This is a genomic window from Bradyrhizobium sp. P3_C3, from assembly GCF_056402655.1.
In genome coordinates this window covers 1-18855 of sequence record NZ_JBFUGY010000023.1, presented here as the reverse complement: position 1 = coordinate 18855, position 18855 = coordinate 1, and the positions used below count along the sequence as shown (strand labels likewise).

Genomic DNA, 18855 nt, shown 5'->3' with positions numbered 1-18855 from the left:
TGAAATGGACAAGTTCACCACGCTGGAAGGCGTCGCGGCGCCGCTGAAGATCATCAATGTCGACACCGACATGATCATTCCGAAGCAGTACCTCAAGACCATCAAGCGCACCGGCCTTGGCAAGGGGCTCTTCTCCGAGCAGCGCTACAAGGACGACGGCAGCGAGAATCCGGATTTCGTCCTCAACCAGCCCGCCTATCGCAATTCGAAGGTGCTGGTCGCCGGCGACAATTTCGGCTGCGGCTCGAGCCGCGAGCACGCGCCCTGGGCGCTGCTCGACTTCGGCATCCGCTGCGTGATCTCGACCTCGTTCGGCGACATCTTCTACAACAACTGCTTCAAGAACGGCATTCTGCCTATCCGCGTCTCGCAGGAAGACCTCGACAAGCTGTTCGACGACGCCGAGCGCGGCGCCAACGCGACGCTGACGATCGACCTGCCGAACCAGGAGATCCGCGGCCCCGACGGCGGCAAGGTCAAGTTCGAGATCGACCCGTTCCGCAAGCACTGCCTGATCAACGGCCTCGACGACATCGGCCTGACGATGGAGAAGAAGGCCTCGATCGACACCTACGAGGAAAAGCTCAAGCGCGAACGCGCCTGGGCCTGAGATCGAGCTCCAGTTCGAGCCCCGGTGCTGATAGCGCCGGGGCTTTTTCTTTGTCCTGAATAACCCCTAGACTGACGCGCATGCTGCCCGACATCGTCACCTTCTGGCACGGCCCGATGGACGCACTGCGCCAGACCTGTCTGCGCTCGCAGTTAGCTGCCGGCCACAAGGTCACGGTCTACAGTTTCGACACCATTCCCGGCCTGCCCGTGGGCATCGGGAACGCGGACGCCGAGGCGATCCTGCCGCACGCGTTCTCCGAACGATTGCGACCGCCGCAGACCGATGGAAGCTGGCGCGACTGGACCACGCTGCAGTTCAGCGACTTCTTCCGGATGAAGCTGATGGCGAAGAACCTCGGCCTCTGGCTCGATGCCGACGTGCTGCTGCTGAAACCCGTCGAGATCGATCCTGCAAAACCCTACTTCGCCTGGGAGCGGCCGCGCCAGCTCGGCAATTCCGTGATCTATCTGCCGGCGGAGCACGGCATCGTTGCCGCCTTCGAGGAGCTGATGGAGCAGGAGGAGCTGACGCCGAACTGGCTGTCGGTGCGCCATCGCATCACCTTCATGATGCGTCGCCTGCGCGGCGGCTCGAACCGTCTTTCCGATATTCGCGTCGCGATCTTTGGACCGGCCGCGCTGACCGCACTCGCGCGCCGCACCGGTGAATTGCAGACCGCGCTGCCGAAGCAGTCGTTCTACGCCGTGCACGCCGAGCCGAAATTGTTCTTCGATCCCTCGAGCTATCTCGGCCTCGTCACCAACCCCGAGATCATCGGCCTGCACATCTCGCCCAAGGGCCGCGGCGGCGAAAGGCCGATCCCGGGCAGCCTGTATGCGTGGGCGACGGAGCGGTTCGCGTAACTCAGTCCGCTACGCGGCGCTCTCCTGCCCCGGACGCAGCGCAGCGCCGGGGCCCAGAGATGCGGCGAGATGGGTCCCGGCTCTGCGGAGCGGCACTTCGCGCCGCACCGCGTCCGGGACACGAAACCAACCACCAACGCGCCACACTCCAACGCTTCCAAATTTGATCCAGCGCAACGCGCCTCTGCACCATTGTGCCTAATCTCGCTCCAATTCCGCCGCCCGAATGGAGCTTTCCATGAGCACCGCAAGCAGGCCTTATCCCATCGTTCAGGACCTCATCGAGTCCTTTGCCGCCTGGCTGAAGCATCGCCGCGAGATGAACGAGATGCGGCAGCTCGATCGCGCCGATTTCGACCGGATCGCACAAGATCTCAGGATCGCGCCTGACGATCTGGAGGAGCTGGTCCGTCACGGCAAGCACGCTGCCGACGAGCTGCCGAAAATGCTCGAGCAGCTCGGCATCAGCGCAGACAGGCTCGGTCGTGCACAGCCGCTGCTGCTGCGCGACATGGAGCGCGTCTGCTCGCTCTGCAATCACAAGGAACAATGCGACCGCGATCTCGCCGAGGGCACCGCCGCGGAGAACTACCACGGCTATTGTGCCAATGCGTCGACGCTGGAGTCGCTCGATCGGGCCGACGTCGCCCCGCGCTGACGTGTCGTCTGGATCGAAAGATCAGATCGTGCCGTTCCGCGCGCAAGCGTCGCGCTGGGCAAATCCCTTCACGAGCTTTCTGCACGCGCGATAGCGCTCTTCCATACTCGCTCCGCCGGCATGACCCGGAGGGCCAGGTTCGGCCGCGCTCTCTTTCTTGACTGCATGAGCTCGCGACGTTTTATCGCGTTTGGTCGGAGGTTCGGCATCCTCGGGCACCGGCACAAGCTGCCAGACTGGACGAAGCTCGATATTCGCGGTCTCCGACGGATTCTCCTTGTTGATGGAAGTCAGGGCAAGGACGTTCTTGTCCAGCTTGGCCGTAACAGGCGTTCCATTGATGGAGAATTTATCGTTCGTAATGTACTCGACGAACGATTTGTATCCCGCCACATCCTTCACCCATGATTGTTTCGTGGGCGGCCCCCAGAGGTAGTATCCCTTGGCCAAGCCCGTCGCGGAGACCTCCGTGACGATCAGCATGGCGTAGCGTCCCTTGCCATTGGTCCACCCACGCTTGTTGGACCACACGCCGACAAACCTGGAATTGGCGTTGAGTGGATCGTTCCGATCGGACGAGATGGTGAAGCTCGGCAATTCGAGTTGCTGAGCTGCCGCGATGACAGAGATTTTTTTGTTGTCGTCGGGCGTAAATGGATTTCGTACGGCGCGCTTGGCATCAGCCTCCTGGCGTCCGCTCGCATCCGATTTCGGAGCAGCAGCCGGAGATGATAGCGCCGCAACTTCGCTGGCCTTGAGATCCTTGATTCGTTGACGGGCTTCGGCAGCGTGGCCGCTGCGGGGGTATCTGGCGAGAAACTCCTCAAAGAGAGCTGCCACCGTCGACGTCCGGACAGCCTGCCAGAACTTCTCGTCTTCCGCGGGAGCTGCGGGCGCCGGAGTTGATGCAGCTGGTGCCTGAGCGGCGACGGCAGGGGCCTTGAGGTAAATCTCTTCCTTCGACAAGGAGCCATACACGAAAGGCTGCTGTTCGCGCCTGGTGGCCGCCATCACGTCGTCACGAACCCGGCGAAACAGAAACGATATCTCCAGGCCGGGTGTTTCGATGTGGCGAAGCAGCGACGTCGTGAAGGGGCTATTCCGGCCATCGCCGTCGCTTGCCGTGGTGCCGTCCCGGGCGGCATACGCGATCAGGACATTGTCGGACGGCTCCGTCGGCGCGAGCCCGCGAGTCACGGCCCGGGTGCTCAACGCGCGCTTCATCTTCGCGGCAAAAGGGTTGTTGCGGCACGCGTCAAGTATCACGAGGCCCAACTTCCGTGCCTTCGAAACCTGAAGGCTCACCGAACGCAGGCTGATCGCCTCGCTTTCGGCGTCGGTATCGCTGCGTAGCTCTGCGCTGATTGGGATCAGCCAATTCTCGCCGCCGACTTCCATGCCGTGCCCGGCGTAGAACACGACGGCGATGTCGGACATTTCGGCGGATCGGCCGACCTCAACGACGGCCTTCCTCATCTCTTGCGCGGTGGCGTTCCTGACTTGAGTGACCTTGAAATCCAGCCGCTCCAGCGCGCGGCCGATGTCGGCCGCGTCGCGAGTCGGGTTCGGCAATTCGGGCACCTTCTCGTAGGCGCCATTGCCGATGACAAGCGCAACCCGCGCCTGCGCAAGGGCGGGCTGAGCGGACAAAAGCGACATGACAAGAAAGACAGCTGCCCCAAAAAAACGCATCAATAGATTGCCCGAACCCACCAATGGCTTCGAGGGTAGCACCCCTGTTCACCACCGCAACGGGAAAAGCCGAGATCGTGGACTTCGGCGAAACGGCCGTCGTCGGGACGAGCCGACGACAAGCTGCTGACGATGCCGGTGCAGCTCGGCATCGGCGCGGAAGCGCCCGGGCCAGGGCAAACTCACGCGCTGCCGCAACAATCACTGGTCGATCACCACGTGTGGCACCTCGCCGGGTAGCAGAGGGCGTCAATAGTATGATGTATGCAAGGCCCTGTTTGCGCGGCGAGGATGCCGGCAAGGTCTCCGCAATTGTCCGTGCTTGATCTCGACGAATGGCTCTGTTTGGATGGTTGCCCTTCGGCAATTCGAATTCCGGACAATCATGGCAAACGAAATAGATGGTTACCGTCGTTCGTTGGGTGCTCGTTCACCGGAAAGCGCCGTGACCGTCCACCGCACGGGCATCGGGAATCGACTATTGGCGGCGTTGCCGCCGGCGGATCTCGGTTTGCTCACGCCCTACTTCCAGAAGGTCTCGTTCGAACCCGATGCCATCCTGGTGCGGTCGGGCGATGAGCTCGACCCGGTTTATTTTCCCCACAGCGGCGCCATCGCCTTCATGATCGATATGCCGGACGGGCAAACGGTCGCAACCACCTTGATGGGACGGGAAGGCGCTTTGGCCTCGTTCTCCGTGCTCGGCCCGTCGCTGTCGTCCGTGACCGCGATTGCTCGGATCGCCGGCACAGCATCGCTGATTTCCGCCGCCAAGTTTCGCGCGGCCTTTGCGCAAAGCGCCGCCATCAGGAACGTCGTGCAAGTCCACGCCCGCGCGGTGTTGTTGCAGCTCCAGCACGTCGCCGCCTGCAACGCGCTGCACCGGGTCGATGGCCGCATGGCGCGGTGGCTCCTGCAGCTGCACGACCGCGTTCCCGATGACCGGCTTCCGGTGACGCACGAGGCGCTTGCGCAATTGCTTGGGGTGCGACGGACGACAGTGACCCTGACGATGAGCAAGCTGCGCGATGCCGGCGCCGTCCCGTCCGACCGGCGCGGGTTTGTCGAGATCCATCGGGCGCGGCTCGAGAAGGTCGCATGCGATTGCTATGCGCTCATGCAGCGCAAGATCGATCAGATGTATTGCCAGGAATTGGCGGCGCCGCAGCCTGTCGATGCGCTGTTCCGGGAAAGCGCCATCGTCGCCTCCGACGGAGCGGGTGACGAATCCAGAGCCGCTTCGCGGGCGGGAAAATAGGCGATTGGGACTGACCGCCGCGATGACCGCATGGGTCACAAGCGGCAGTCCTCTTGACGTCGAGAAGATGTCCGCCTGGCGGGGAAAAGCGGATATCGCTTCTTCGAGTTGACGCCTCAGCCCTTGCTCATCGCTGCGATCGCGTCCGCGATCTCGATCGTGCGCCGCGCCATGTCGGCGTGCAGACGCTCCACCATTGCGCCATCGAGCCGGATCGCGCCGCGCGAAACGTTCTCCGGCAGCTCGAATGCCGCGATGATCTTTCGCGCGCGCGCGACTTCCTCTTCGGGCGGCGTGAAGATCGCGTTGCAGGCCTCGATCTGCGACGGATGGATCAGCGTCTTGCCGTCGAAGCCGAGGTCGCGGCCCTGTGCGCATTCGGTGGCAAAACCGTCGGAATTGGCGATGTCGCTATAGGGGCCGTCGAGGATCTCGAGGCCATGGGCGCGCGTCGCCAGGATGCAATGGGTGATCATCGGGATCATCGCTGCGCGGCCCGGCAGCATCCTGATGCGCGTCTCGCGCGAGATGTCGTTCGGGCCGAACACGAAACCGGAGAGGCGCGTCCTGGGATCGCGGCCCGCGGCGGCCAGCTCCTCGGCGTGAAGCACGGCGCGCGCGGTCTCGATCATCGCCCAGACTTTCACCGTCGGCGCGGCGCCGAGCTCGGCAAGGCGAGCGCCGATCGCCTGGAGATCCTCGATGCTTGAAACTTTTGGAACCAGAATGCCGTCAGGCGAGGCCTTGGCGGCCATCGCGACGTCATCGGCCCACCAGGGCGTGTCGAGGCCGTTGGTCCGGATCAAAATCTCGCGCTTGCCGAACCCCTTGTCCGCGATCGCAGCGGCGATGCCGTCACGCGCCACCCCCTTGAGGTCGGGGGCGACGGAATCTTCCAGATCGAGGATCAGGCCGTCGGCGGCGAGATTTCGCGCCTTTTCCAGCGCGCGGGGGTTGGAGCCGGGCATGAACAGATGGCTGCGGCGCGGGCGGGTCATGCGAGCATTCCTTCCAGTTTCCTCGGGTGTATTCTGGAGCATGATCCCGGAAAAATGTGCGGCGGTTTTCCGAAAGGATCATGCTCAAACAACAAGCCAAGCCGATAGCATCTGGCCTGCCTATTCGAAAGGCTTGTTCGCCCCTCTGGTCTATGGTTAGGCATAGGCCATGATCACATTCCCGAAGCATTTGCTGGAAGGCTACAAGGCCTTCGCCACCCAGCGGCTGCCGACCGAGCAGAGCCGCTATCGCGAGCTGTCGGTGAAGGGGCAGTTCCCGGAAGTGATGGTGATCGGCTGCTGCGACAGCCGCGTCTCGCCCGAGGTGATCTTCGACGTCGGCCCGGGTGAACTGTTCGTCGTCCGCAACATCGCCAATCTGGTGCCGGTGTATCAGCCCGACGGCAATGCGCACGGCGTCTCCGCGGCGCTGGAATATGCCGTGACGGTGCTGAAGGTGAAGCACATCGTCGTGCTCGGGCACGCGCAATGCGGCGGCATCCGCGCCTTCGTCGACAAGATCGAGCCGCTCACGCCGGGCGACTTCATCGGCAAATGGATGCAGATGTTCATCAAGCCGGGCGAAGTGGTCGAGCAGCGCGACCACGAAACCATGGCGCAGTTCGTCGAGCGCATCGAGAAGGCCGCGGTGTTCCGCAGCCTGGAAAACCTGATGACGTTTCCGTTCGTGCAGAAGGCGGTGGACTCAGGCCAGATGCAGACCCACGGCGCCTATTTCGGCGTGGCGGAGGGATCGCTGTTCGTGCTGGACAAGGTCGCGAAGGAATTCAAGAGCGTGCGCAACGCGGCTTGAATTCGTAGGGTGGGCAAAGGCGCAACGCGCCGTGCCCACCACTTCTATCGCAATCGGGGAGAGATGGTGGGCATGGCGCTTCGCGCCTTTGCCCACCCTACGGTAGCGTGCGTTACGCCGCCTTCTTCTTCGCGCTGATCAGCTTGCGGTTGATCAGGACTTCCGCGATCTGGATGGCGTTGAGCGCCGCGCCCTTGCGCAGATTGTCGGACACGCACCACAGCACGAGGCCGTTCTCCACCGTCGCGTCCTCGCGGATGCGGCTGATATAGGTGGCGTCCTCGCCGGCGGCTTCATACGGCGTGGCGTAGCCACCGGGCTCCTGCTTGTCGATGACGAGGCAGCCCGGCGCCTTGCGCAGGATGTCGCGTGCCTCGTCCGCCGTGATCGGATTCTCGAACTCGATGTTGACGGCTTCGGAGTGGCCGACGAACACCGGCACGCGCACGCAGGTCGCGGAGAGCTTGATCTTGGGATCAAGAATTTTCTTGGTCTCCGCCATCATCTTCCACTCTTCCTTGGTGTAGCCGTCCTCCATGAAGACGTCGATCTGGGGGATGACGTTGAAGGCGATGCGCTTGGGGAATTTCTTCGCGATCAGCTCGCTGTTGGTGTAGACGGCCTTGGTCTGCGAGAACAATTCGTCCATCGCATCCTTGCCGGCGCCCGAGACCGATTGATAGGTCGAGACCACGACGCGCTTGATCGTCGCCTTGTCGTGCAGCGGCTTCAGCGCGACCACGAGCTGCGCGGTCGAGCAGTTCGGGTTGGCGATGATGTTCTTCTTCTTGAAGCCGGCCGTCGCGTCCGCGTTCACTTCCGGCACGATCAGCGGCACGTCCGGATCCATGCGCCAGGCGGACGAGTTGTCGATCACGACGGTGCCGGCGGCGCCGATCTTCGGCGACCATTCCTTCGACACCGAGCCGCCCGCCGACATCAGGCAGATATCGACATCGGAGAAGTCGTAGTGCTCGAGCGCTTTGACCTTCAGGGTGCGGTCGCCATAGGAGACCTCGACGCCGACGCTGCGGCGTGATGCCAGGGCCACGACCTCGTCCGCGGGGAATTTGCGCTCATCGAGGATGTTGAGCATTTCCCGTCCGACATTGCCGGTCGCGCCGACGACTGCGACTTTGTAACCCATCGTTCACTCTCCGATGAAAAAGCCCGTTCCTGAAGCTGACGCTTAAACAGGAAGAGCAGCGCTTCTATGCGAGAACCGGCCTCAAGACAACGTTGGACCATGCCTGAAGGCCGTGGATGCAGTCGCCAGAGGCCAGCACGGCCGCAACCCCTACCCAGATCCATCTGGCGCTCGCAGCCCTCGCCGACGAAATCGTCGGCACGCTGGCGCGCCTGTTCGCCTATGTGGGGACGCTGGTCCTGTTTGCCATCCTCGCCCTCGCCGCGCTCGACCAGCTGCCCAGCCTGCGTGACGATGAGCCGGCCGAGAAGCCGGGGTGGAGCGTGGCCGAGCGCTCGCAACCGGCGTTCGCCCTCAGTCGGCTCGATTCATCAGAAAAAACAGCCTCTTACGTCATTCTCAGGCATCCCGAGGGCGGGCGCCGGGACGTGATGCGCTGGACCGGCGAGGCGGACAAGCCCGTGGCGGAGCTCGAGATCTACCGGGAAGGCGGCGAATTCGACGTGGCCCGCCCGGCGACAGCGGACCTGGCCGTCCACATGGGCCTGGGGGACGCAACGCCGCTCGAGCAGGCCGGCCTGATCGACACGAAATTCGGTCCCGTCGCCCTGTTCCGGCAAACCGGCACGGCGGAGGCCGCGCGGGCGTGCCTCGGCTACCTCAAGCGCAGCGAGGAGCCGGCGCTCCAGATCTCCGGCTTCTCCTGCCAGGGCGACACCCTGCCCGCCCGGCGCGCGGCGATCGCCTGCACGCTGAACCGGCTGACGCTCCTGACCTCGGGCAACGAGCCGAAGCTGGCGGAATTGTTCGCCCATGCGGAGCTGAAGCGCCGCTCCTGCGCTCCCCAGGGTTCGTCGGACTGGCTGCTGGGCGCGGCGAACGCGCAATTGCGCGGGGCGCTCTAACCGGCATCAAGCTCAAGTGGCTGGTATTGATGCAACTTTTGCCAGCGCGCACGATTATTCCGAGCTGGTGTGACCCAATTGACCTAGTTGCGGCCACCCTTACCGGGCTAGTATGGGGATGAAATCGATTGGCGGCTTGCCGCCTGAAGGGGACGTGATGAGCTCGAATTTCTCCGCCGCGAACAAACTGGCGATGTGGCTTGCGGCCGGCGCCGTGGTTGCCATGTCCTCAGCCCTCGCGACACCCGCCTCGGCAGACACCAAGAAGCAACGTTACGACAACAGCCGGCCCTATTACGGTCCGAGCGGCCCCAACGCGGTCTATCAGCAGGGCCGCACCCGCCTTTATGTGAGCAAGCGCTCCTGGCTCGACGGCGGCACCGAGGTCAATCCTGGCGACCGCAAGTTCTCCGACTACGCTTTCCCGCCGGCGATCGGCTATCCGACCTTCGCCCGCGAGAACAACAACCGCCCGATCGATCGCCAGCCGCTGAGCACGCCGGCCGACGTCGGCGGCTATCCGCGGAATTTCCCGCTGTACTGAGCGGAATGATCGACCGAATCAAAATGGCCGGGCTCACGCCCGGCCATTTTTGTTTGTGAGAGATGCGTCCGCTTCAGGCGTTGGCTGCCGGGTCGTAGCGCCTGCAAAATTCTTCGATCGCCTCGGAGCGGAAATCGCCCAGGCGCTCGAAGATGAGTTCGTCCGGCCAATCCCACCAGGCAATGCGGCGCAGGCTTGCGGCGACCGAATCGTCAAAGCGCTTGCGGATGGCACGCGCGGGAACGCCACCGACGATCGTGTAGGGCTCGACATCGCGGCTGACGACCGCGCCCGCGGCAATCACTGCGCCGTCGCCGACACTCACGCCCGGCAGCAGGATCGCGGCGTGCCCGATCCAGACATCGTTGCCGACGATGACGCGGTCACTGCGGCGATCCGCGAAGAAGTCGCGGTCACGGCTCGCGGTCGCCTCGTAATACTCAGGGCAATAGGTGAAGCGATGCTGGGACGGACGACCCATCGGATGATTGGGCGCGCCGATCCGCACCGAGTTGGCGATGGCGGTGAATTTCCCGATCACCGCGTCGGCGACCTCGCAGTTCTCGCCGAGATAGGAGTAGTCGCCGAGCGAGGCATATTCGATGCGGGTGTTGGCGAGGATTTCGCAGCGCCGCCCGATCTGCGCTTCGCGCTGGCGCACCGTTTCATGGATGATGGTTTCCGCGATCTTGGGGCGGGGCGAGGCATCCATGAGTTGGCTTCCCTGAGGTCGTCGGCAGAGCCGTAGGGTGGGCAAAGGCGCGAAGCGCCGTGCCCACCATCTCGCGGCAATCGCGATCGAAATGGTGGGCACGCTATCGCTTTGCCCACCCTACGATTGCGGTGTTTGTGGCTACGCGTGCAGCTTCTGCAATTCCTTCAGGATCGCTTCGCCCATCTGCGTGGTCGAGGCGGCCGTGGTGCCTTCCGACTTGATGTCGGCGGTGCGCAGGCCGCTCGCCAGCACCGCGGCGATCGCGGCATCGACCTTGTCGGCGAGATCGCCCATGTCGAAGGAATAGCGCAGCGCCATGCCAAAGGACGAGATCATCGCGATGGGATTCGCGAGGCCTTGGCCTGCGATGTCAGGCGCCGAACCGTGCACGGGCTCGTACAGCGCCTTGCGCTTCTTGCTCTTCACATCGACTTCGCCGAGCGAGGCCGAGGGCAGCATACCGAGCGAACCGGTCAGCATTGCCGCGATGTCGGACAGCATGTCGCCGAACAGGTTGTCGGTGACGATGACGTCGAACTGCTTCGGCGCCTTCACCAGCATCATGCCGCCAGAATCGGCGAGCTGGTGCTCGAGCGTCACGTCAGGATATTCGCGCTTGTGGACCGCCGTCATGACCTCATTCCAGAGTACGCCCGACTTCATGACGTTGCGCTTCTCCATCGACGTCACCTTGTTCTTGCGCTTCCTCGCAAGCTCGAAGGCGACGCGGCCGATACGCTCGATCTCATAGGTGTCGTAGACCTGGGTATCGACGGCGCGCTTCTGGCCGTTGCCGAGATCGGTGATGGTCTTGGGCTCGCCGAAATAGACGCCGCCGGTGAGCTCGCGCACGATGACGATGTCGAGGCCCTCGACCGCCTCGCGCTTCAGGCTGGAGGCATCGGCCAGCGCCGGATAGCAGACGGCGGGACGGAGGTTGGCGAACAGGGCGAGATCCTTGCGCAGGCGGAGCAGGCCGGCTTCGGGGCGCACCTCGTAGGGCACCGCGTCCCACTTGGGGCCGCCGACCGCGCCGAAGATGATGGCGTCGGCGGCCAGCGCCTTGGCCATGTCGCCCTCGGAGATCGACACCTTGTGGGCGTCATAGGCGGAGCCGCCGACCAGGCCGGTATCGGTCTCGAATTTGGCGATCCCTGCCGAATTGAGCCAGTCGATCAGCCGCTTCACCTCGCCCATCACCTCGGGGCCGATACCGTCGCCGGGGAGCAGCAGCAATTTGTGGGTCGCCATGGTCGTTTCCTCTGAGATCGAATTCGGCCGGAGTGCTAGAGCGGCGTTGCGCGCTTGGCAAGACACCATTGCCGCCTCGCGGCTGTGCAAGGCCCGCAGGGCCTGCCACACTGCACGCGCCGGAGTATCCCTTGCGCGCCCCTGATCGTCCCCCGCCCGACGCACACCCTGCGCGGCTGATCCTGACCCTGTCGCTGGCGGCGACGGTCGGGCTCGGCATCGGCCGCTTTGCCTATGCGCTGGTGCTGCCCGATATGCGGGAGGACCTCGGCTGGTCCTACTCGGCCGCCGGTTTCATGAACACCATCAATGCCGTCGGCTACCTCGTGGGCGCGCTTGTCGCGTCCCGGCTGATCCAGCGCGTCGGCTGGTCGGCGGCGATCCGCGGCGGAACCCTCGCCTGCGTCGCCGCGCTCGCCACCTGCGCGCTGACCGGCAATTTCGTTGCACTGAGCCTCGCACGTCTCGTGCTGGGCTTAGGGGCGGCGGCCGGCTTCGTCGCCGGCGGCGCGCTGGCCGCCGGTATCGCGCAGTCGCGCCCGGAACGGGCCAATTTCCTGCTCAGCCTGTTCTATGCCGGGCCCGGCATCGGGATTCTCGCCTCGGGGCTGATCGCCCCGTTCACGCTGCAATATTTCGGGCCGGGCTCGTGGTGGCTGGTCTGGTGGGCGCTGACGCTGCTGTCCGTCGTGATGACCGTGCCGCTGTTCCTGATCCGGATCGAGAGTGGGGTGCGCTTCTCGGAAGGCAGCCACGCCGCCTTCGCGATTCTGCCCGTGCTGATCTATCTCGCCGGCTACTTCCTGTTTGGCGCCGGCTACATCGCCTACATGACCTTCATGATCGCGTATGTGCGCGACGGCGGCGGCGGGGCTGCGGCGCAGGCCGCGTTCTGGAGCCTGATCGGCCTCAGCGCCTTCGTCACGCCCTGGGTCTGGCGCGGCGTGCTGGCGCTCGACCGCGGTGGACTTGCCACCGCCATCATCCTCGGCACCAACGCGCTCGGCGCGGCCTTGCCGATGCTGGGGCATTCGCCGGCGTGGCTCGCGGTCTCGGCGGTGGTGTTCGGCGTCGCCTTCTTCGCCGTGGTCGGCTCGACCACGGCCTTCGTCCGCTTCAACTACCCGCCGGAGGCGTGGCCTACCGCGATCGCGGCAATGACGATCTCGTTCGGTGTCGGCCAGACGCTCGGCCCGATCGTGGTCGGCGCGATCACGGATGCGCTGGGGAGTCTGAGTTACGCATTGAATGTGTCGGCGGCGCTGCTGGCGCTTGGCGCGGTGGCCGCGTTGTGCCAACGCAAGGTGGGGCCGGCCAAAGAACCGGTGCCGTAGGGCGGGCAAAGGCGCAAAGCGCTGTGCCCACCATGACCGTTGTCGCGGATACAGCATCGGTGGGCACGCTTCCGCCTTCGCTCTTCGAGCTATGGCGGACAAGTCGCTTTGCCCACCCTACGGCAGCGGGGCTGGCGTCAGCTCCCGCTGAACGAATTGTACCCCTGGTCTTCCCAATAGCCGCCCTTGTAGTCGTTGGTGACTTCCATCGAGACCACGTATTTTGGGTTCTTGAATCCGAGTTTCGTCGGCACGCGGATCTTCATCGGGAAGCCGTAGGCGCGCGGCAAAATCTCGTTCGCGTATTTGAACGTCATCTGCGTTTGCGGATGCAGCGCGCTGCGCATGTCCAAGGGAGAGTTGTAGCCGTCCTTGTCGGCGCATTGGAACCAGACGTATTTCGCACGCGTATCGGCGCCGATCAGCTTGAGGAAATCGCGGAGCGGCGTGCCGGTCCAGCTTCCGATCGCGCTCCAGCCCTCGACGCAGATGTGGCGGGTGATCTGTGTGACCTGCGGCAGCTTGTAGAGCTCGTCCAGGGTCCAGGACTTCTTGTTGTCGACGAGGCCGCGCACCTCGAGCTTCCAGTCGGCGCCGTCGACATCGGGCGCATCGTCGAGATCGTAATAGGCGTTGAACGGGAACGGTTTTGTGATCGCGCTTTCCGGGAAGGTCGGTGCCAGCGCGTCGGGATTGAACATCCAGGCCTGCACGGCGTCGTTGAACTTCGAGACCTTCGCGAGCAGGGTATCGGCCGACGAGGAATCGACGACGTCGCAGCCGGTGAGCAGCGTCAGCGCGCCGAGGCTGGCGCCGCCGGCGATGAAGCGGCGGCGGGTGAAGTCCGGCATGGACTTGATGGAGTCCTTGATCAGCAGCCGCTTGTCGACGCCGGGGATGAGGAATGAGCGCTTGGCCATAACGGGTCTCACATATTTATCTTGAGCATGATCTTGTCGGAAAACCGGTTCCCACTTTTCCGGATCATGCTCTCAGCGACCAATGATCATCGCGCGCAGGCTCTTCGGCACCAGCAGCGCGAGCAAGACGTGAATGACGAGGAAGGCGCAGATCGCGGCCATGCAGAAGAAGTGCACGTAGCGCGCGGTCGGATAGTCACCGAACAGCATCACGAGATAATAGAGCTGCACCGGCTTCCACATCGACAGGCCCGACAGCACGATCAGCACGCCGACCACGATGATGCCGGCATAGAGCAGGCGCTGCACGTAATTGTAGACGGTGAGATCGTCATGGCCGAGCTTGAAGGTCAGCGCAGCCCTGACGTCGTGGAGCACGCCGGATGGCGTGATCGGCAGCAGCTTCTTGCGGAAGCGGCCGGTGGCGAAGCCGGTGACGAGATAGGCGAGGCCGTTGACCATCAGCAGCCACATCGCCGCAAAGTGCCAGAGCAGGCCGCCGCCGAGCCAGCCGCCAAGCGTATACTCGCGCGGAAAACTGAAGCCGAACAGCGGCGAGGCGTTGTAGATCTGCCAGCCCGACAGGATCATCAGGATCATGGCGACCGCGTTGGTCCAGTGCATGACACGGACCCAGGCCGGCTGGATCACTTTGGCGGGGGTGGCGCTGACCTGCTCGTCGCTGACTGTGAGGCTCGACATGATGGTTCCGTCCTGAAGGTCGTCTGACACCGAATATACGCCGATACTTCCGCTTTCGTTACGCCCCCGCACGACGGCGAATCGAGTCTGCGGGCGACCTTGGTCACAATAAAGCGAGCCGGGTGCCCCCGGCTCGCCGTCTCAAAGCATCCTGTTCGGGGGATGAAACAGGGGTGGGCGGTGTTACGTCGCCGGCATCAGCACGGTATCGACCACATGGATCACGCCGTTCGACTGGTTGACGTTGGAGATCGTCACCATCGAGGTGCCGCCCTTGGCATCGACGATCCAGACCTTGCCGTCCTGCTTCTTCACCGTCAGCTCCTCGCCTTCGGCGGTCTTCATCTTCTTGCCGTCGGTGAGGTCGGAGGCCTCGAGCTTGCCGGGCACGACATGGTAGGTGAGGATCTTGGTCAAGGTCGCCTTGTTCTCGGGCTTGACCAGATTGTCGACGGTGCCGGCCGGCAGTTTGCCGAAGGCGGCGTTGGTGGGCGCGAACACCGTGAACGGGCCCTTGCTTTCCAGCGTCGGCACCAGGCCGGCCGCCTTCACCGCCGCGACCAGCGTGGTGTGATCCTTGGAGTTGACGGCGTTCTGGACGATGTTCTTGGACGGGAACATCGCGGCGCCACCGACCATGACGGTCTTCTCCTCGGCGCGAACAGGCGCGACGACGGTCGCGGTGATGGCCAGGGCGCTGAAGGCGGCGGCAGCGAGATAGGCAATACGCTTCGACATGGAGAATCTCCCGATTGAATTGTGACCGGCAATTGCCGGTGCTTGAGTTGGGCAACAACGGCGCCTGCGACCTTTTGGCGTGAAGCAGCAGTGCCGTCGTTGGACCGAACTACGGGAGGGTTCGCGATGGGGTTTCGGGAAATAATTTATCGTGATGCGTGAAACTAAGCGGGGGTACGTTCGTGTGTGAGCGAGCGCGCCACACATCTCAGGAGCCGTAGGGTGGGCAAAGGCGCGCATGCGCCGTGCCCACCATCTCTCCGCGATTGAGGATAGGTATGGTGGGCACGCTTCGCTTTGCCCACCCTACAAGGCTCAATCCCTGTTGTTCGGCGTCTGAATGAATCCGCGATTATGCGTCGGGCTGATCAGGAGCTCGTTGATGCAGACGCGCGGCGGCATCGATGCGATGAACGCGATGGTGCGGCCCAGATCTTCCGATTGCAGCATCTTGGCCTGCTCCGCCTCGCTCGGCACCACCGGGCGCAGCTTCAGGATGGGAGTAGCCACCTCGCCCGGCATCAGGCAGCAGGCGCGCAAGCCATTGACGCACTCGTCCATGTTGAAGGAATGAGTCAGCGCCAGCACCGCATGCTTGGTGGTGGTGTAGGCCGGGCCCGGCATCTTCGAGACGTGGCGGCCGGCCCAGGACGAGACGTTGATGATCGAGCCATCCTGCTGCTTGCGCATCGTCGGCAACACCGCGCGCATGCAATACAGCACGCCGTTGAGATTGACCTGGACAAGCTTGTCCCAGCCCTCCAGTTCCATGTCCTTCCAGCTCCGCTTGGGGACATTGATACCGGCATTGTTCACGAGCAGGTCGATGCGGCCGTGCTTTGCGACGATTTGATCAGCCGCCTTCTGGGCTTCGGCGGCGTTGGACACATCCAGCGTAATGGCCTCGGCCGCCCCGCCTGCCTTGGCAATCCTGGCAACCACGGTATCCAGGGCGTCCTTGCGGCGGCCCGAGACCACGACTATCCAGCCGTCGGCCGCGAGCGCCTCGGCGCCGGCCTCCCCGATGCCGCTGCCGCCGCCCGTTACCCAGGCCACGCGTTTCCCGTTTTTGGTCATGCAAACTGTCTCCGTTGCTTCATTGGGGCGGTTTTTGCTAATCCAGCCCTCGGTTTTGACCGGCCTTGTTGCCTTGCGGTCGAGGAAATCTTGCATGAACCAAGCTGCCAACGCCAACCTGTTTTCCCGCCTGTTCGACGGTCTGGACGATCCCAAACGCCTCGCGGTCGAGACGCAGGACGGCGCCCATATCAGCTATGGCGATCTGATCGCGCGGGCCGGGCAGATGGCGAACGTGCTGGTCGCGCGCGGCGTGAAGCCCGGCGACCGCGTCGCGGTGCAGGTGGAGAAATCGGTCGCCAATATCGTGCTGTATCTCGCCACGGTGCGGGCCGGCGCGGTCTATTTGCCGCTGAACACGGCCTATACGCTGAACGAGCTCGATTACTTCATCGGCGATGCCGAGCCGTCGCTGGTGGTCTGCGATCCCTCCAAGGCGGAAGGGCTCGCCCCGATCGCCGCCAAGGTGAAGGCCAGGGTCGAGACGCTCGGGCCTGACGGCAAGGGCTCGCTGACGGAAGCCGCCGACAAGGCCAGCAGCGAATTCGTAACCGTCTCGCGGGCAAACGATGATCTCGCCGCGATCCTCTACACGTCAGGCACCACCGGCCGCTCCAAGGGCGCGATGCTGACGCACGACAATCTCGCGTCGAACTCGCTGAGCCTGGTCGGCTACTGGCGCTTCACCGACAAGGACGTGCTGATCCACGCGCTGCCGATCTACCACACGCACGGCCTGTTCGTGGCGACCAACGTGACCCTGTTTTCGCGGGCGTCGATGATCTTCCTGCCGAAGCTCGACCCTGACCTGATCATCAAGCTGATGGCGCGCGCCACGGTGCTGATGGGCGTGCCGACCTTCTACACGCGGCTGCTCCAGAACTCCGCGCTGTCGCGCGAGACCACAAAGCACATGCGGCTGTTCATCTCGGGCTCGGCGCCGCTGCTCGCCGAAACCCATCGCGAATGGTCGGCGCGCACGGGCCATGCGGTGCTCGAGCGCTACGGCATGACCGAGACCAACATGAACACGTCGAACCCGTATGACGGCGAGCGCGTGCCCGGCGCGGTCGGCTTTCCCCTCCCCGGCGTCTCCGTGCGCGTGACCGAGCCCGAGACCGGCAAGGAGCTGCCGCGCGACGAGATCGGCATGATCGAGGTGAAGGGCCCGAACGTCTTCAAGGGCTATTGGCGCATGCCGGAGAAGACCAAGTCGGAATTCCGGCCCGACGGCTTCTTCATCACCGGCGACCTCGGCAAGATCGACGACAAGGGCTACGTCCACATTCTCGGCCGCGGCAAGGATCTCGTGATCTCCGGCGGCTTCAACGTCTACCCCAAGGAAATCGAGAGTGAGCTCGACGCCATGCCGGGCGTGGTCGAATCCGCCGTGATCGGCGTGCCGCATGCCGATTTCGGCGAGGGCGTCACGGCGGTTCTGGTCTGCAACAAGGGCGCCGACGTCACCGAAGCCGCGGTGCTGAAGGCACTCGATGGAAGGCTGGCAAAGTTCAAGATGCCCAAGCGGGTGTTCGTCGTCGACGAATTGCCGCGCAACACCATGGGCAAAGTGCAGAAGAACGTGCTGCGCGATACGTACAAGGATATTTACGCGAAGAAGTGAGTGGGGGAGCTCTGCTCTCTCGCCGTCATTGCGAGGAGCCTCTACCCGGTACGCTGTCATGCCCCGCGAAGTGTTTAGCCCGGACAGATCACTGACGGGTGTTCGGAGACATAGCTGACACATCAACATTGGCTGGATTGGTCCGATTCGGGAGGCCGTCCATGCCTTGGAGCGAGGTGTCAGTGATGGATCAGCGCCACGAGTTTGTGCGGCTGGCTTTGCAGGAGGGCGCCAACCGGCGCGAACTGTGCCGTCGGTTCAACATCAGTCCTGACGTCGGCTACAAGTGGCTGGCGCGCTGGCAGGCCGGCGATCGGGAGCTGGCCGACTGTTCCCGGCGCCCGCATGCGATGCCCAAGCGGAGTGAGGCTGCGGTCGAGGCAGAAGTCCTGGCTGTACGCGACAAGCATCCGGCTTGGGGAGCACGGAAGATTGCCCATTGCCTGAAGCGGGGCGGGCAGACGGTGCCTGTGCCATCAACGGTGCACCAAATCCTGTGTCGGAACGGCCGGATCAAACCGAGTGAGAATGCACTGCCCAATCCGGGCCACCGGTTCGAGAAGGAAGCTCCCAACCTGCTGTGGCAGATGGACTTCAAGGGTCACCTGCCGCTCGCCAATGGGACGCGGTGCCATCCGCTAACGATCGTCGACGATCACTCGCGCTACGTGCTGTGCCTGAAGGCATGTGCCGACGAGCAGCGCCTCACCGTGCAGAATCACCTGTCGACGACGTTCCGCTGCTATGGCCTGCCGGAGGCGTTCTACACCGACAATGGCTCACCCTGGGGCGATACGTCCGGCATTCGTTGGACCGGACTGAAGGTGTGGCTGCTCAAGCTTGGCGTCAGGGTGGTGCACGCCAGGCCATGCCACCCACAGGCCCGCGGCAAGAACGAACGCTTCCATCGCACCCTGAAGGCCGAGGTGTTTGCAATGCGCCGCTTCCGCACTCTGCCGGAAGTCCAGCGCGCCTTCGACGCCTGGCGGCCGGTCTACAATC

Annotated in this window: 19 protein-coding genes; 10 read left to right on the top strand and 9 right to left on the bottom strand. The window is 63.8% G+C overall.

Annotated features, from left to right (window positions below; genetic code table 11):
* Positions 1 to 4: 4 nt before the first annotated feature.
* From leuD to AC1DW2_RS24570, 3 genes are all read left to right on the top strand, one after another.
* The gene (gene leuD, locus AC1DW2_RS24580) at positions 5 to 610 is read left to right on the top strand and encodes a 3-isopropylmalate dehydratase small subunit (protein WP_014490662.1); all 606 of its coding nucleotides are present in this window, start codon (positions 5 to 7) and stop codon (positions 608 to 610) included.
* A gap of 80 nt (positions 611 to 690) precedes the next feature.
* Positions 691 to 1476 carry a glycosyltransferase family 32 protein gene (locus AC1DW2_RS24575; RefSeq protein ID WP_477007306.1) on the top strand — a complete coding sequence of 262 codons (786 nt, stop codon included), beginning with the start codon at positions 691 to 693 and terminating at the stop codon, positions 1474 to 1476.
* 238 nt (positions 1477 to 1714) lie between these two features.
* Complete coding sequence (locus tag AC1DW2_RS24570; RefSeq protein WP_477007305.1) at positions 1715 to 2134, top strand: hypothetical protein; 420 nt, start codon at positions 1715 to 1717, stop codon at positions 2132 to 2134.
* Between the two features lie 21 nt (positions 2135 to 2155).
* Here AC1DW2_RS24570 and AC1DW2_RS24565 read toward each other — a convergent pair whose 3' ends face one another.
* A complete protein-coding gene (locus tag AC1DW2_RS24565; RefSeq protein WP_477007304.1) occupies positions 2156 to 3847 on the bottom strand; it encodes a caspase family protein in 1692 nt (563 codons plus the stop codon).
* Between the two features lie 424 nt (positions 3848 to 4271).
* Between AC1DW2_RS24565 and AC1DW2_RS24560 the strand changes: the two genes are divergently transcribed.
* The gene (locus AC1DW2_RS24560; RefSeq protein ID WP_477007355.1) at positions 4272 to 5084 is read left to right on the top strand and encodes a Crp/Fnr family transcriptional regulator; all 813 of its coding nucleotides are present in this window, start codon (positions 4272 to 4274) and stop codon (positions 5082 to 5084) included.
* A 116-nt stretch (positions 5085 to 5200) separates the two neighbouring features.
* Here the strand turns inward: AC1DW2_RS24560 and AC1DW2_RS24555 are convergent, their stop codons facing one another.
* On the bottom strand, positions 5201 to 6082 hold the full coding sequence (locus AC1DW2_RS24555; RefSeq protein ID WP_354178886.1) for an HpcH/HpaI aldolase/citrate lyase family protein: 882 nt from the start codon (positions 6080 to 6082) through the stop codon (positions 5201 to 5203).
* A gap of 169 nt (positions 6083 to 6251) precedes the next feature.
* Here AC1DW2_RS24555 and AC1DW2_RS24550 point away from each other — a divergent pair, with 169 nt between their 5' ends.
* Positions 6252 to 6896: a carbonic anhydrase gene (locus AC1DW2_RS24550; RefSeq protein WP_063980379.1), complete on the top strand. Its 645-nt coding sequence runs from the start codon at positions 6252 to 6254 to the stop codon at positions 6894 to 6896.
* 112 nt (positions 6897 to 7008) lie between these two features.
* Here AC1DW2_RS24550 and AC1DW2_RS24545 read toward each other — a convergent pair whose 3' ends face one another.
* Complete coding sequence (locus tag AC1DW2_RS24545) at positions 7009 to 8043, bottom strand: aspartate-semialdehyde dehydrogenase (RefSeq protein WP_063980378.1); 1035 nt, start codon at positions 8041 to 8043, stop codon at positions 7009 to 7011.
* 116 nt (positions 8044 to 8159) lie between these two features.
* Here AC1DW2_RS24545 and AC1DW2_RS24540 point away from each other — a divergent pair, with 116 nt between their 5' ends.
* Positions 8160 to 8948, top strand: a complete 789-nt coding sequence (locus tag AC1DW2_RS24540; protein ID WP_477007303.1) for a hypothetical protein — start codon at positions 8160 to 8162, stop codon at positions 8946 to 8948.
* Between the two features lie 157 nt (positions 8949 to 9105).
* Entirely contained in the window at positions 9106 to 9492 is a 387-nt protein-coding gene (locus tag AC1DW2_RS24535; protein ID WP_028158592.1) for a hypothetical protein, read from the top strand.
* Between the two features lie 73 nt (positions 9493 to 9565).
* Here AC1DW2_RS24535 and AC1DW2_RS24530 read toward each other — a convergent pair whose 3' ends face one another.
* The gene (locus AC1DW2_RS24530) at positions 9566 to 10204 is read right to left on the bottom strand and encodes a DapH/DapD/GlmU-related protein (protein WP_477007354.1); all 639 of its coding nucleotides are present in this window, start codon (positions 10202 to 10204) and stop codon (positions 9566 to 9568) included.
* 141 nt (positions 10205 to 10345) lie between these two features.
* On the bottom strand, positions 10346 to 11458 hold the full coding sequence (gene leuB, locus AC1DW2_RS24525; protein ID WP_231143761.1) for a 3-isopropylmalate dehydrogenase: 1113 nt from the start codon (positions 11456 to 11458) through the stop codon (positions 10346 to 10348).
* A gap of 131 nt (positions 11459 to 11589) precedes the next feature.
* Between leuB and AC1DW2_RS24520 the strand changes: the two genes are divergently transcribed.
* Entirely contained in the window at positions 11590 to 12792 is a 1203-nt protein-coding gene (locus tag AC1DW2_RS24520; protein ID WP_477007302.1) for a YbfB/YjiJ family MFS transporter, read from the top strand.
* Positions 12793 to 12929: 137 nt separating this feature from the next.
* On the opposite strand, the gene AC1DW2_RS24515 is transcribed toward AC1DW2_RS24520, so the two are convergent.
* From AC1DW2_RS24515 to AC1DW2_RS24500, 4 genes are all read right to left on the bottom strand, one after another.
* Positions 12930 to 13712 (bottom strand): molybdopterin-binding protein, encoded by a 783-nt coding sequence (locus AC1DW2_RS24515; RefSeq protein WP_063980374.1) that lies wholly within the window; start codon positions 13710 to 13712, stop codon positions 12930 to 12932.
* Between the two features lie 72 nt (positions 13713 to 13784).
* Positions 13785 to 14414 carry a cytochrome b/b6 domain-containing protein gene (locus tag AC1DW2_RS24510; protein ID WP_014490675.1) on the bottom strand — a complete coding sequence of 210 codons (630 nt, stop codon included), beginning with the start codon at positions 14412 to 14414 and terminating at the stop codon, positions 13785 to 13787.
* 183 nt (positions 14415 to 14597) lie between these two features.
* Positions 14598 to 15152, bottom strand: coding sequence for a fasciclin domain-containing protein (locus AC1DW2_RS24505; protein ID WP_014490676.1), 555 nt, complete (start codon positions 15150 to 15152; stop codon positions 14598 to 14600).
* 315 nt (positions 15153 to 15467) lie between these two features.
* Entirely contained in the window at positions 15468 to 16229 is a 762-nt protein-coding gene (locus AC1DW2_RS24500) for an SDR family oxidoreductase (protein WP_477007353.1), read from the bottom strand.
* A gap of 94 nt (positions 16230 to 16323) precedes the next feature.
* Between AC1DW2_RS24500 and AC1DW2_RS24495 the strand changes: the two genes are divergently transcribed.
* Complete coding sequence (locus AC1DW2_RS24495) at positions 16324 to 17853, top strand: malonate--CoA ligase (protein WP_477007301.1); 1530 nt, start codon at positions 16324 to 16326, stop codon at positions 17851 to 17853.
* A 161-nt stretch (positions 17854 to 18014) separates the two neighbouring features.
* Positions 18015 to 18855: IS481 family transposase (locus AC1DW2_RS24490; RefSeq protein WP_477007300.1), on the top strand; the 841-nt coding region annotated here is incomplete at its 3' end.

Excerpts from the sequence above, each read along its gene's own strand:
- leuD (WP_014490662.1), top strand. The coding sequence starts at position 5 with ATGGACAAGTTCACCACGCTGGAAGGCGTCGCGGCGCCGCTGAAGATC.
- AC1DW2_RS24575 (WP_477007306.1), top strand. The coding sequence starts at position 691 with ATGCTGCCCGACATCGTCACCTTCTGGCACGGCCCGATGGACGCACTG.
- AC1DW2_RS24570 (WP_477007305.1), top strand. The coding sequence starts at position 1,715 with ATGAGCACCGCAAGCAGGCCTTATCCCATCGTTCAGGACCTCATCGAG.
- AC1DW2_RS24555 (WP_354178886.1), bottom strand. The coding sequence starts at position 6,082 with ATGACCCGCCCGCGCCGCAGCCATCTGTTCATGCCCGGCTCCAACCCC.
- AC1DW2_RS24550 (WP_063980379.1), top strand. The coding sequence starts at position 6,252 with ATGATCACATTCCCGAAGCATTTGCTGGAAGGCTACAAGGCCTTCGCC.
- AC1DW2_RS24545 (WP_063980378.1), bottom strand. The coding sequence starts at position 8,043 with ATGGGTTACAAAGTCGCAGTCGTCGGCGCGACCGGCAATGTCGGACGG.
- AC1DW2_RS24540 (WP_477007303.1), top strand. The coding sequence starts at position 8,160 with ATGCAGTCGCCAGAGGCCAGCACGGCCGCAACCCCTACCCAGATCCAT.
- AC1DW2_RS24535 (WP_028158592.1), top strand. The coding sequence starts at position 9,106 with ATGAGCTCGAATTTCTCCGCCGCGAACAAACTGGCGATGTGGCTTGCG.
- AC1DW2_RS24530 (WP_477007354.1), bottom strand. The coding sequence starts at position 10,204 with ATGGATGCCTCGCCCCGCCCCAAGATCGCGGAAACCATCATCCATGAA.
- leuB (WP_231143761.1), bottom strand. The coding sequence starts at position 11,458 with ATGGCGACCCACAAATTGCTGCTGCTCCCCGGCGACGGTATCGGCCCC.
- AC1DW2_RS24515 (WP_063980374.1), bottom strand. The coding sequence starts at position 13,712 with ATGGCCAAGCGCTCATTCCTCATCCCCGGCGTCGACAAGCGGCTGCTG.
- AC1DW2_RS24510 (WP_014490675.1), bottom strand. The coding sequence starts at position 14,414 with ATGTCGAGCCTCACAGTCAGCGACGAGCAGGTCAGCGCCACCCCCGCC.
- AC1DW2_RS24505 (WP_014490676.1), bottom strand. The coding sequence starts at position 15,152 with ATGTCGAAGCGTATTGCCTATCTCGCTGCCGCCGCCTTCAGCGCCCTG.
- AC1DW2_RS24500 (WP_477007353.1), bottom strand. The coding sequence starts at position 16,229 with ATGACCAAAAACGGGAAACGCGTGGCCTGGGTAACGGGCGGCGGCAGC.
- AC1DW2_RS24495 (WP_477007301.1), top strand. The coding sequence starts at position 16,324 with ATGAACCAAGCTGCCAACGCCAACCTGTTTTCCCGCCTGTTCGACGGT.